The sequence below is a fragment of the Pseudomonas sp. Bout1 genome, from assembly GCF_034314165.1.
Lineage (GTDB): Bacteria > Pseudomonadota > Gammaproteobacteria > Pseudomonadales > Pseudomonadaceae > Aquipseudomonas.
This window is the reverse complement of the sequence record NZ_JAVIWK010000001.1, coordinates 4,093,219-4,106,373: the sequence shown is the minus strand read 5'-3', so window position 1 is coordinate 4,106,373 and position 13,155 is coordinate 4,093,219. Positions and strand designations below refer to the sequence as shown.

The following is a 13,155-nucleotide window of genomic DNA, read 5'->3' as shown; positions in this document are numbered from 1 at the left end:
GCTGGCGGGGCCTTGGGTAAATCCGGGTGGCTTAGTTTGCGCGCCACTCACAGCTACCACACGACCCGCCAAAAGCGGTCGTGGTGGTGGTGCGGGTGAGGGCCTGCTGAATAAGGTTCATGGGCCGATCATGCTGGCGTTGGCATTTGGATGTCAACGCATCAACCGAGGTTTTTTTCCGGGATCAGGAGATTCCTGGCGGCGGCGAGGAACTCATCAGACAGGCCGTTGCCTTTGGTCGCACGAGCCAGGGTAATTGCGCCGACCATCGTCGCGTACTGGGCAATGGCGGCCTGGCGGTCACCCTCAGGTGTACCGGTCTCTTGGGTAGCGCTCAGGATCCCCATGGATGCCTCAAAGCCTTGGATAAAGCTCTGCTGCAGCGGACTGTCGGCCGCTTCATGGCACATTTCCCCGGCAAAGGCCGCTACCGGGCAACTGTCTCCGGGGTTGTCACGATTGGCTGCCGTGAGGTACGGATCAATCAACGCCAGGCGTGCGGTCTGGGGGTCAGGGCTTTGCTCGACCCGGGCTTGCCAGCGCAGGCTCGATTGTTCGAACGCCCGGTTGCAGGCTTCCGTGGCCAGCGCCTCGCGGGACTCGAAATGCCCATAGAACCCGCCATGGGTCAGGCCCGCAGCCGCCATCACATCAGACACGCTGATGCCATGGATGCCCCGTTCACGAAACAGCCGCGTGGCGGCCTCGACGATGATTTCGCGGTTGAGTTCGGCTTGTTTGCGGGACACGCGTGGCATCGGGGGCTCTCTGAGTCAGGTTGTGGCAGGAGTAACCGTGCCCGTGGCATTGCAGATCAACCCGCCTAAGCGCCTGGCGTCGGGGATGTTGGGTTTTTCCGCAGCGTTTAAAAATACATGACGATATGAATTTATAAAATAGATTTTTATGAAAATGTAAAAAATGTCCCGCCTTTGATCGCCTCCAACGCCCTGTACTGCACAACCATTCCTCAGCTAAGTCTTTGCTTATTCAAGCGAATCCCGGACAATCGCGCCCCTGTTTCGGTCGGGGCGCTGCCTGTCAGGTTTTCTGACTCGTTCCGACTGAGTGAATGCGGAGATCCGAACGGATGAATGATCAGGCCAATAGCGTCGACGAACGCTACGCAACGACACCTGCAACCCTCACGCGCTGGAGCCGCCAGGACACCACCTGGATGCTCGGCCTGTTCGGTACGGCCATCGGCGCCGGCACCCTGTTTCTGCCGATCAACGCGGGGCTTGGCGGTTTCTGGCCGCTGGTGATTCTCGCGCTGCTGGCGTTCCCGATGACGTTTTTTGCGCACCGTGGCCTGACCCGCTTTGTGCTTTCGGGCCGGGAAGGTTCGGACATCACCGACGTGGTCGAGGAACACTTCGGCCTCAAGGCCGGTGCGGCAATCACCTTGCTGTATTTCTTCGCGATCTTCCCGATCCTGCTGATCTACAGCGTGGCGTTGACCAACACCGTCGGCAGCTTCATGGAGCACCAACTGCACATTGCGCCGCCACCGCGGGCGATCCTGTCGCTGGTACTGATCCTCGGCCTGCTGGCTGTGGTGCGTTGCGGCGAGCAGGTGATCGTCAAGGCCATGAGCCTGATGGTGTATCCGTTTATCGTCGCGTTGCTGTTCCTCGCCGTGTACCTGGTGCCGCACTGGAACGGTGGCATCCTCAGCACCGCCAGCAGCGTGCCGGCCCCTTCGGCGCTGCTGCACACGTTGTGGCTGGCGATTCCGGTGATGGTGTTCTCGTTCAACCACTCGCCGATCATCTCGGCCTTTGCGGTCGACCAGAAGCGCCAGTACGGCGAACACGCCGAAGAGCGCAGCTCGCAGATCCTGTCCCGGGCGCACATCCTGATGGTGGTGATGGTGCTGTTCTTCGTGTTCAGTTGCGTACTCACCCTGTCGCCTGCTCAACTGGCCGAAGCCAAGGCGCAGAACCTGTCGATCCTCTCGTACCTGGCCAACCACTTCAGCAACCCGACCATCGCGTTCGCCGCGCCGCTGATCGCCTTTGTCGCGATTGCCAAGTCGTTCCTGGGCCACTACATCGGCGCCAGTGAAGGCCTCAAGGGCCTGGTGCTCAAAAGCGGCCGTCGCCCGGCAGCCAAGACCCTGGACCGCATGACCGCTGCGTTCATGCTGGTGGTGTGCTGGATTGTTGCGACGCTTAATCCGAGCATCCTCGGCATGATCGAGACACTGGGCGGGCCGATCATTGCGTCGATCCTGTTCCTGATGCCGATGTACGCGATCCGCAAGGTACCGGCGATGGCCAAGTACCGCGGCCAGGCGTCCAACGTGTTTGTCACGGCCGTTGGCCTGGTGGCAATTACCGCGCTGGTTTACTCGCTGATGTCCTGACAGCACGGCGTTTCAGTGCAATGATCACGGCCAATTCGCAAACGGCGGATTGGCCGTTTTTTTTGCCAGGGAATCAGGGATTGAACAGCAAGCCTGTGAGCGAGACCCCACCGAAGCGTACACAAGACGTGTTGGCCGGCCTGGCTATTGCCGGCCTGTTGTTGCCTGAGGCCGTGGCCTATTCCAGCATAGCGGCGCTGCCGCCCCAGGCGGGCGTCATCGCGTTATTCGCCGGGCTGTTGTGTTATGGCGTGTTCGGCACCAGCCGCTTCGCGATTGTCTCCGCCACGTCGTCGTCTGCTGCTGTGCTGGCGGCGGCTACGGCGACACTGGCGGGGGACGATCCCGCGTTGCGGCTGACCCTGGCGATGGGCCTGGTATTGGTGACCGGGGCGTTTTTCCTGTTGGCCGGGTTACTCAAGCTGGGCGGCTTGACCTCGTTTATCGCCAAGCCGGTGTTGCGCGGCTTTGCCTTTGGCCTGGCGCTGACCATCATCCTCAAGCAACTGGCCAGCGTGGTAGGTGTACACCTCACAGACAACAACCTGATTCGCTTCCTGCCCCAGCTACTGGAGCAATTACCGCGCTGGAACTGGCCCGCCGCCTCTGTCGCGGGCGTCGCTTTGCTGCTGTTATGGCTGTGCGCCCGGTTCAGGCGCCTGCCGGGCGGATTGCTGGTGGTCATCCTCGGAATCGCCGCCGGCCAGTGCCTGGATTTGCAGGCGCACGGGGTGGCATTGATCGGCGTGATCGACCTGCGCCTGGAACTGGCACACCTGCCGGTGCTGCCGTTTGCCGACTGGTTGCGCCTGGGAGAGTTGGCGTTTGCCATGGTGATGATTCTTTACGCTGAGTCCTACGGTTCCATCAGCTCATTCGCCCTCAAGCATGGCGATCGCGTGTCATCCAACCGCGACCTGCTGGCGCTGGGCGCCGCCAACCTGTTGTCCGGGCTGTTTCAAGGAATGCCCACCGGCGCCGGGTATTCGGCGACGTCGGCAAATGAGGCGGCGGGTGCCAATTCCCGCCTGGCGGGTGCCGTGGCAGCGCTAGTGGTGTTGGCGATTGTGCTGACGGTACTGCCGTGGGTGGCGCTGACGCCGGAGCCAGTACTTGCTGCCATCGTCATCTACGCCCTGGGCCGTGGCTTGAGCCTGCAGCCCCTGGGCCGCTATTTTTCCTGGCGGCGTGATCGGTTGCTGGTGATCTGCGCGGTAGCCGCGGTATTGGTACTCGGTGTGCTGGATGGGTTGCTGGTGGCGGTGGGGATCAGCGTGGTGTTGATGCTGCGGCAGATGTCTTCGGCGGATGTTCGTGAGCTGGGGCGCATCGATGGCGGGCATGATTTTGTCGACCTGCAACATCACCCCGGGGCCGAACAGATTCCAGGCGTACTGATCGTGCGGCCCAGCGAAGCACTGTTCTTCGCGAACGCCGAACGCGTGCTGGGCGCCGTGTTGCACTTGATGCGAGGCGCGTCGTCGCCTGTGCACAGTGTGGTACTGAGCCTGGAGGAATCACCCGACCTGGACGGCACCAGCATAGAAGCGTTGCAGGCTTTTTTCGTGCAGGTGCAGGGGGAGGGCAAGTGCCTGGTGCTGGCCCGCGTGCGGCATGAGGCACAGGAGGTGTTGCAGACGTTGCCCGAGGCGTGTGCGCCGCAAGTGTTGATCAGCGGGTTGAGCGTCGACGGGGCGGTTCAGCTCGCCTTACAGACTACCGCCTGAATATATGTCGTTTGCCTTATTACTTCTGGTAATACATCTGCGTGCCTGGTTTTTGTGAATGCATAACTAATAACGTAGTGTTTCCGTTGTTATGAAAGTCTAAGTGTTTTGTGATAGTTGCTCGCGCGCAATTATCACCTGTCTGTAGGACTAGTCTGGTTTAATGCTGGCTATATGAGGAGTAGTGAATGCTCAGGAATATGTGCATTGCTGTTGTAACGATATTATGGGTCACTGCCTGCTCATCGCGAACGGCAGAAGTGCCTACTGTGCCCGGGACGGTCTATGTGCCGGCCTCCAAATTCATCGCTATAGAGCCAGGCCAAAAAATCGAGGGCTTGGTTCGGCGCTATGGCGAGACGGATTACACCCTGCAAAAAGTCGGCGGCGGACTGTATGTAATGTTCAGCCGATTTTATAACGTACCGTTCTATGTGGGGAGCGCCGGGGTATTAGTGTTTGACCCTGCCGCAGGCTCCACTGAATCGCTGCTGCAGGCGGTGAAGAGCGTGACGGATCTACCCGTCACCAGCCTGGTGTATAGCCATCACCACCAGGACCATATCGACGGTTCCAGAGCGCTGGTCGAGGCGATGAAAACCAAGGGTGTGCCGGTGGAGGTGGTAGCTACCCTTAAAACCGCAGAAATCCTAAGCCATACGGGCGCCGATGGGCATGCCCCTGTCACGCGAGTGGTTGATGTGGACGCTGGGCAGGCGGATCTTCAATTTGAAGATTTGCACGTAAAAGTGGTGGGGTTCAAATACCCAACCCATAGCCTGGATCAAAGTGTATTTGTTATTGATGCGTATAAAGTGGTTATCGCCCCCGACTTCGTCTCTCCGGACCAGTTTCCGTTTTTCAGGTTTTCCTATAACGCTGGAAATACCGCTTCGTATATCGATAATCTGCACGTTTTAAACGGCCTTGCCTGGAACAAGTTGATCGGTGGGCATGGAAACTTTGGAAGTAAGGAGGATGTTAAGTTCCTGATAGGATTTGTCGCGGACCTTGAAGCAGCCGTTAGAATGGCCGTAGCCAGTGCGCCCGATGTAGACCCCATGAAGTACGGGTCGGATTCTGCCATCCCTTATCTGCAAGAGCCCTACATTATCAAGTCCGCGAGAAGCCAGTTGGACGGCAAGTATGCTCGGTATTCCGGCTACGCATATGTTATCGACTCGTTTATCCAGGAGGCCATTGTCTACACCGCGACGGGTGTTCAAACAAAGAGAGAGTAGGAGGGCGCCTGCCGTTGAGACGAAAAAGCCCCGAAGGCCGAGTGTCGGGCTTCAGGGCTTTTTCAATGACACCGATGTTTAGCGGCGGCGGAACAACGGCAATGGCTCATCCGTGGCAGCCTGGTACGTCACCGAGAAATCCTTGAGGCTTTCCAGTGCTTCGTATGGGTCTTTGTCGGCGCGCAAGGCGAAGGCATCGAACCCGCAGCGGCGCAGGTAGAACAACTGGTCGCGCAACACATCGCCAATCGCCCGCAGCTCGCCCTTGTAACCATAACGGTCACGCAGCAGGCGGGCGTTGGAATAGTTGCGCCCGTCGGTGAACGCCGGGAAGTTCAGGGCGATGACCTGGAAGTGTTCCACGTCGTCACCGATCTCTTCAGCTTCTTCATCGGCGTCCAGCCATACACCCAGGCCGCCGTCGCGGGCCTTGAGGGCGTGAGCGTGCTCGCGCCACAGGGCCAACGGTACAATCAGGTCGTCGCAGTTGGAGATGCCATCGAAGCTCGCGTCCTTGGGCAGCAGGTGCCAGGTTTCGTCGAGGACTTCGTTGTTCTTAATGATTCGCTGCATAGACGCGCTCCTTGAACAGGTCAATGCCAATGCGCTGGTAGGTGTCGATGAAACGCTCATCTTCGGTGCGCTGTTCAACGTACACGTCGATCAGCTTGCCGATCACCTCAGGCATGGCTTCCTGGGCGAAGGACGGGCCGAGGATCTTGCCCAGGCTCGCGTCGCGGCTGGCGCTGCCGCCCAGGGACACTTGGTAGAATTCTTCGCCTTTCTTGTCCACGCCCAGGATGCCGATGTGGCCGACGTGGTGGTGACCACAGGCGTTCATGCAACCGGAAATGTTCAGGTCCAGCTCGCCGATGTCGAACAGGTAGTCCAGGTCGTCGAAACGGCGCTGGATCGATTCGGCAATCGGAATCGACTTGGCGTTGGCCAGCGAGCAGAAGTCGCCGCCCGGGCAGCAGATGATATCGGTCAGCAAGCCGATGTTCGGCGTGGCAAAACCCTGCTCGCGCAACTCGCCCCACAGGGTGAACAGTTGAGACTGTTCGACGTCGGCGAGGATGATGTTCTGCTCGTGGGAGGTGCGCAGTTGGCCGAAGCTGTAGCGCTCGGCCAGGTCGGCGACGCCATCCAGTTGCTTGTCGGTGATGTCGCCCGGTGCAACACCGGTCGGTTTGAGCGACAGGGTCACCGCCACATAGCCCGGCTTTTTGTGGGCCAGGGTGTTGCGGGTGCGCCAGCGGGCGAAGCCTGGGTGCTGCGCATCGAGTTCGGCCAACTCGGCGTCCTGATTGCTCAGGGCCTTGTAGTCCGGGTCGACGAAGTGTTTGGCAACGCGGTGCACTTCGGCTTCGGTCAGGGTGGTCTGGCCGCCGCGCAGGTGTTCCATCTCGGCGTCGACTTTCTGGGCGAACACCTCAGGGGTCAGCGCTTTTACCAGGATCTTGATACGGGCCTTGTACTTGTTGTCACGGCGGCCATAGCGGTTGTACACCCGCAGGATGGCGTCGAGATAGCTCAACAGGTCCGGCCACGGCAGGAATTCGTTGATGAAGGCACCCACTACCGGCGTACGGCCAAGGCCGCCGCCGACCAGCACACGGAAGCCCAACTCGCCGGCCGCGTTGTGCACGGGCTCCAGGCCGATGTCGTGGACTTCAATTGCAGCGCGGTCCGAAGTCGAGCCATTGATGGCGATCTTGAACTTGCGCGGCAGGTAGGCGAACTCGGGGTGGAAGGTGGTCCATTGACGGACGATTTCACACCACGGGCGCGGGTCGATCAGCTCGTCGGCGGCAACGCCGGCAAATTGGTCGGTGGTCACGTTGCGCAGGCAGTTACCGCTGGTCTGAATGGCGTGCATCTGCACGGTGGCCAATTCAGCCAGGATGTCCGGCACGTCTTCCAGGGCCGGCCAGTTGAACTGCACGTTCTGGCGGGTACTGATGTGGGCGTAGCCCTTGTCGAAGTCGCGGGCAATTTTGGCCATCATGCGCGTCTGACGGGAAGTCAGTTGCCCATAAGGCACGGCAACCCGCAGCATCGGCGCAAAGCGCTGAACATAAAGGCCATTTTGCAGGCGCAGAGGGCGGAACTCTTCTTCGCTCAGTTCGCCTGCCAGATAGCGTCGGGTCTGATCACGGAACTGCTTGACGCGGTCCTCGATGATGCGCTGATCGTATTCGTCGTATACGTACATATAGGTCCTGTTCTCGGCAAATCTGCGCGCACGGCCGCGCACTCCCAACGGAGCCGGCGCACGATACCAGTTTGCGTTTATGCGCAAAAGTGATGTTTGAGTATATGCAAATAACCAAATCGCCTAATGAGAACTGTTATCGCGATACCCACATTTGTCATGCGGGCAATCATGATCTTTACTGTGCTCGTGTCTTTATGCAATCACCTATAAAACCGACAAGAGGCGATGCTATGAGCAATCCGACCAAGGCCCGCAAAAGTGACAGCAGTGTCGACGCGTGGGCCATTCTGTTCTTGATTATCCTGGTGGTTTCCACTGCCGTGTTCTGGGTCAGCCATCAATAAAAAGAGCATTACCTGAGTAATTGGCCGCTTGCAGGCGTTATCATGGCCGGCCATTGCGAAGGGCTCAGGCAACGATGTTGAAGGTTCTCTGCAAGTGCTTGCTGGTGCTGAGTATGCCGTTCTGGGCCGTTGCCCAGGCGACGTCGGTGGTGTTTCTCAACCCTGGCAATTCGACCGAGACCTTCTGGGTCAGCTACGCGCAATTCATGCAGGCCGCCGCCAGGGACCTCGGCCTGGATTTGCGTGTGCGCTATTCCGAGCGCAACCCCCAGACCACACTTTTGCAGGCCCGCGAGGCGTTGCAAGGTACCGAACGCCCGGACTACCTGGTGCTGGTCAACGAGCAGTACATCGCGCCACAGATCCTGCGGCTGTCCCAAGGCAGCGGGGTTAAGCTGCTGATCGTCAATAACGCCCTCACACCAGACCAGGTGCAATTGCTCGATGCACGCCAATACCCGAACTGGGTCGGTAGCCTGGTGGCCAATGACGAGGAGGCTGGCTACCTGATGCTCAGGGAGTTGTTGCGGGTACACACGCCAGTGGCACCCGGCCAGACGATCGACCTGCTGGCGTTCTCAGGGGCCAAGAACACCCCGGCTGCGCAACTGCGCGAACAAGGGCTGAGACGCGCCCTGGAGGAGTTTCCCCAGGTGCGGTTGCGCCAATTGGTCTACGGCGAATGGAACCGCCAGCGTGCCTTCGAACAGGCCACACAGTTGTTCAAACGCTACCCGCAGACCGGGTTGGTGTGGGCCGCCAACGATGAAATGGCCTTGGGCGCCATGGCAGCGCTTGAGCAACGGGGCGGTGTGCCGGGCAAAACGGTTCTATTCAGCGCGGTAAACAGCTCGCCGCAAATTCTTAAGGCGCGCCTTGATGGACGCCTCAGTGCATTGGTGGCGGGCCACTTTACCCAGGGCGGCTGGGCCATGGTGTTGTTGCATGACGATGCCCTGGGCGTGGACATGAGCCAGCATGGCGGCCGCGAACGGAGTGAGGCGCTGTTCCAGTTGATCGACCCGGCGCAGGCCCGGCGCTTGCAGCGGTTCAACGCCAGCGAGGATCATCCACTGGATTTTCGTGCGTTATCGGCTGTGGGCAAGCCGGCCGCCTACCGGTACCCCTTCAGCCTGCAATTGCTGCTGCACTAAACCCCGGCCAAGTGCAGCACCAGCTTGACGATGCCAAACAGCGTCAGGGCAAACACTGCCGTAAACAGAATGCCCAGCACCACAAAATGGCTGGGCTTGCCGTGGGTAAAGTCGCGCGCGCGATTCTTGCCGCTTTGCACGCCGAAGGCGGCGGCCATGACGCTGTGGAGCATTTGCCAGAACGTCGGCGGCTTGTGGTTGGCTGGGTCGTCCATACATCCCCCGGTAAAGGTGTGTATGGACAGCATAGTCAATCCTGCGGTCAGTTGTCGTAACCCAGGTTTGGCGCCAGCCAGCGCTCGGTCACGCTCAGGTCCTGGTTTTTGCGGGCGGTGTAGCTCGCGACCTGGTCCTTGTCGATCTTGCCCACTGCAAAGTACTGCGCCTGCGGGTGGGCGAAGTACCAGCCGCTGACCGCCGCCGCCGGGAACATCGCGTAGTGCTCGGTGAGGAACACACCGCTGCGGCCCGCATGCATCTCGCGGGCTTGTGGGTCCAGCAGTTGGAACAGCTGGGCTTTCTCGGTGTGATCCGGGCAGGCCGGGTAGCCCGGGGCAGGGCGGATACCGCTGTACTGCTCCTTGATCAGCGCTTCGTTGTCCAGCACTTCATCCTTGGCATAACCCCAGTGTTCCTTGCGCACCTGCTGGTGCAGCCACTCGGCGCAGGCTTCGGCCAGGCGGTCGGCCAATGCTTTGACCATGATCGAGTTGTAGTCGTCGCCCGCGTCCTGATACGCCTTGGCGACCTCTTCGGCACCGATGCCGGCGGTGGTGATGAAACCACCGATGTAATCGGTCACGCCGCTGTCTTTTGGTGCGACGAAGTCGGCCAGGGAGAAGTTCGGCTTGCCATCGGTTTTGATGATCTGCTGGCGCAGGTGGTGCAGTTTGGCAATCGGCTGGCCGTCGTCGCCGTACACTTCCAGGTCGTCGTCCTGTACCTGGTTGGTCGGCCAGAAGCCGAACACGGCACGGGCGCTGATGAGTTTTTCATCGATCAGCTTCTTCAGCATTTCCTGGGCGTCGGCGTACAGCGAGGTGGCGGCTTCACCCACCACTTCATCGGTAAGGATGCGCGGGAATTTGCCGGCCAGGTCCCAGGAGATAAAGAACGGCGTCCAGTCGATGTACTCGGCCAACACCTTGAGGTCGATATTGTCCAGCACGCGGGAGCCGGTAAACGTCGGCTTGACCGGGGTGTAGGTGCTCCAGTCGAACTGCGGCTTCTTGGCGATGGCGACCGGGTAGCTCAGACGCTCGGTGCGTGCGCTGCGGTTGGCGGTGCGTTCGCGTACGTCGATGTATTCCAGGCGGGTTTTTTCAACGAATGCAGGCTTCAGTTCCCTGGACAGTAACTGCGTGGCCACACCCACGGCGCGGGAGGCGTCGGTGACGTAGATCACCGCGTCATTGCTGTACTTGGGCTCGATCTTCACCGCCGTGTGCGCCTTGGACGTAGTAGCGCCACCGATCATCAGCGGCAGGTGGAAGTCCTGGCGCTGCATCTCGCGGGCGACGTGCACCATCTCGTCCAGGGACGGGGTGATCAGCCCGGACAGGCCAATGATGTCGCACTTCTGTTCCTTGGCCACCTGGAGGATTTTTTCCGCGGGCACCATCACGCCCAAATCGACGATGTCATAGCCGTTGCAACCCAGCACCACGCCAACGATGTTCTTGCCGATGTCGTGCACGTCGCCCTTCACCGTGGCCATCAGGATCTTGCCCTTGGCCTCCGGTTTGTCGCCTTTTTCCAGCTCGATAAACGGAATCAAATGGGCCACGGCCTGCTTCATCACCCGGGCGGATTTCACCACCTGGGGCAGGAACATTTTGCCGGCGCCGAACAGGTCGCCGACGATGTTCATGCCGGACATCAACGGGCCTTCAATCACCTCGATCGGGCGTTTGAACGACTGCCGGGATTCCTCGGTGTCTTCGACTATGTGGGTGGTGATGCCCTTGACCAGTGCGTGTTCCAGGCGCTTGTTCACCGGCCAGCCACGCCATTCTTCGGTCTCGGCCTCCTTGACGCTGCCGTCGCCCTTGTACTTGTCGGCGATGGCGAGGAGGGCGTCGGTGCCTTCCGGGGTGCGGTTGAGCACCACATCTTCCACGGCGTCGCGCAGCTCGGCCGGGATCTGGTCGTAGATCTCCAGCTGGCCGGCGTTGACGATACCCATGGTCAGGCCGTTGCGGATCGCATACAGCAAAAACACCGAGTGAATCGCCTCACGTACCGGGTTGTTGCCCCGGAACGAGAACGACACGTTGGACACACCGCCCGAAGTCAGCGCATACGGCAGCTCGTCGCGGATGTAGGCGCAAGCGTTGATGAAGTCGACGGCGTAGTTGTTATGCTCCTCGATGCCGGTGGCGACTGCGAAGATGTTCGGGTCGAAGATAATGTCTTCCGGCGGGAAGCCGACTTCGTTCACCAGGATGTCGTAGGAGCGTTTGCAGATTTCCTTCTTGCGCGCTTCGGTGTCGGCCTGGCCGGCTTCGTCGAACGCCATCACCACCACCGCCGCGCCGTAGCGCTTGCACAGCTTGGCATGGTGAATGAACTGCTCCACGCCTTCCTTCATGCTGATGGAGTTGACGATGCCCTTGCCCTGGATGCATTTGAGGCCGGCCTCGATCACTTCCCATTTGGAGGAGTCGATCATGATCGGCACGCGGGAGATGTCCGGCTCGCCGGCAATCAGGTTGAGGAAGGTCACCATGGCCTTCTTCGAGTCCAGCATGCCTTCGTCCATGTTGATGTCGATCACCTGGGCGCCGGCTTCCACCTGCTGCAGGGCGACTTCCAGGGCTTCGGTGTAGTTGTCTTCACGGATCAGGCGGGCGAAGCGTGCGGAACCGGTGATGTTGGTGCGCTCGCCGACGTTGACGAACAACGAGCTGCGATCAATCGTGAACGGCTCCAGGCCCGACAGGCGGCACGCCTTGGGAATGTCCGGGATCGGGCGCGGTGCATAACCGGCCACGGCCTTGGCGATGGCTTCGATGTGGCCCGGCGTGGTGCCGCAGCAGCCGCCGACAATGTTCAGGAAGCCGCTCTGGGCGAACTCTTCGATGACCTTGGCCGTTTGCGACGGCAGCTCGTCGTATTCGCCGAACTCGTTGGGCAGGCCGGCGTTCGGGTGCGCCGACACATGGGTGTTGGCTTTGTTCGACAGCTCTTCCAGGTACGGGCGCAGCTCGCTCGCGCCCAGGGCGCAGTTCAAGCCTACGGAAATCGGCTTGGCGTGGCTGACCGAGTTCCAGAACGCTTCGGTGGTCTGGCCCGACAGGGTGCGGCCGGAGGCGTCGGTGATGGTGCCGGAAATCATGATCGGCAGTTCGACATTCAGTTCTTCGAACACACCTTGCACGGCAAAGATCGCGGCCTTGGCGTTGAGGGTGTCGAAGATGGTTTCGATCAGGATCAGGTCGGCGCCGCCCTCGATCAGGCCTTTGGTGGCTTCGGTGTAGTTTTCCACCAGCTCATCGAAGGTCACGTTGCGGTAGCCGGGGTTGTTCACATCCGGCGACAGCGAGCAGGTACGGCTGGTGGGGCCGAGCACACCGGCGACGAAGCGCGGCTTGGCCGGGTTCTCCAGGGTTTTGGCGTCGGCGATCTTGCGCGCCAGTCGCGCGCCTTCTACGTTTAGTTCGTAGGCAAGCTCTTCCATGCCGTAGTCGGCCATGGAAATACGCGTGGCGTTAAAGGTGTTGGTTTCCAGGATGTCGGCGCCGGCATCCAGGTAGGCTTTTTCGATGCCGCCGATCACGTCCGGACGGGTGATCACCAGCAGGTCGTTATTGCCCTTGACGTCGCTCGGCCAGTCGGCGAAGCGTTTGCCCCGGTAGTCTTGCTCTTCCAGCTTATAGCTCTGGATCATCGTGCCCATGCCGCCGTCGAGGATCAGGATGCGTTCCTTGAGGGCTTGGTGGAGGGCTTGCAGACGAGCGCTACGATCGGGCATGGGACTACTCTGGTCAGGTCTTACGGAGGGCGAAGATCATACCAAACCTGTGCGCTTTTAGAGCATGCGCAAGGTTTGCATGAATATCGCTCATGTTGCCGGAGGCGCTACCTCGGTAGAATTGACGGGT

General features: G+C 60.2%; 9 protein-coding genes. 4 read left to right on the top strand and 5 right to left on the bottom strand.

The features are described 5' to 3' along the window. Window positions 1-161 precede the first annotated feature (161 nt). Window positions 162-758, bottom strand: coding sequence for a TetR/AcrR family transcriptional regulator (locus tag RGV33_RS19065; protein WP_322145622.1), 597 nt, complete (start codon window positions 756-758; stop codon window positions 162-164). 332 nt (window positions 759-1,090) lie between these two features. Here RGV33_RS19065 and RGV33_RS19060 point away from each other — a divergent pair, with 332 nt between their 5' ends. From RGV33_RS19060 to RGV33_RS19050, 3 genes are all read left to right on the top strand, one after another. Next, complete coding sequence (locus RGV33_RS19060; RefSeq protein ID WP_322145621.1) at window positions 1,091-2,368, top strand: serine/threonine transporter; 1,278 nt, start codon at window positions 1,091-1,093, stop codon at window positions 2,366-2,368. An 80-nt stretch (window positions 2,369-2,448) separates the two neighbouring features. Next, window positions 2,449-4,095 carry a SulP family inorganic anion transporter gene (locus RGV33_RS19055; protein WP_322145620.1) on the top strand — a complete coding sequence of 549 codons (1,647 nt, stop codon included), beginning with the start codon at window positions 2,449-2,451 and terminating at the stop codon, window positions 4,093-4,095. Window positions 4,096-4,283: 188 nt separating this feature from the next. Further along, a complete protein-coding gene (locus tag RGV33_RS19050) occupies window positions 4,284-5,336 on the top strand; it encodes an MBL fold metallo-hydrolase (RefSeq protein WP_322145619.1) in 1,053 nt (350 codons plus the stop codon). A 78-nt stretch (window positions 5,337-5,414) separates the two neighbouring features. Here the strand turns inward: RGV33_RS19050 and RGV33_RS19045 are convergent, their stop codons facing one another. Both RGV33_RS19045 and RGV33_RS19040 read right to left on the bottom strand, forming a co-directional pair. Then, window positions 5,415-5,909, bottom strand: coding sequence for a DUF934 domain-containing protein (locus RGV33_RS19045; protein ID WP_003210798.1), 495 nt, complete (start codon window positions 5,907-5,909; stop codon window positions 5,415-5,417). Beyond that, complete coding sequence (locus RGV33_RS19040) at window positions 5,893-7,551, bottom strand: nitrite/sulfite reductase (RefSeq protein WP_322145618.1); 1,659 nt, start codon at window positions 7,549-7,551, stop codon at window positions 5,893-5,895. Before RGV33_RS19040 ends, RGV33_RS19045 begins: the two co-directional genes overlap by 17 nt. A gap of 421 nt (window positions 7,552-7,972) precedes the next feature. Between RGV33_RS19040 and RGV33_RS19035 the strand changes: the two genes are divergently transcribed. Further along, window positions 7,973-9,052: an ABC transporter substrate-binding protein gene (locus RGV33_RS19035; protein WP_322145617.1), complete on the top strand. Its 1,080-nt coding sequence runs from the start codon at window positions 7,973-7,975 to the stop codon at window positions 9,050-9,052. On the opposite strand, the gene RGV33_RS19030 is transcribed toward RGV33_RS19035, so the two are convergent. Further along, entirely contained in the window at window positions 9,049-9,267 is a 219-nt protein-coding gene (locus RGV33_RS19030; protein ID WP_076014869.1) for a DUF2970 domain-containing protein, read from the bottom strand. The genes RGV33_RS19035 and RGV33_RS19030 overlap by 4 nt on opposite strands. Before the next feature lie 47 nt (window positions 9,268-9,314). Then, window positions 9,315-13,025 carry a methionine synthase gene (gene metH / locus RGV33_RS19025; protein ID WP_322145616.1) on the bottom strand — a complete coding sequence of 1,237 codons (3,711 nt, stop codon included), beginning with the start codon at window positions 13,023-13,025 and terminating at the stop codon, window positions 9,315-9,317. Window positions 13,026-13,155 lie beyond the last annotated feature (130 nt).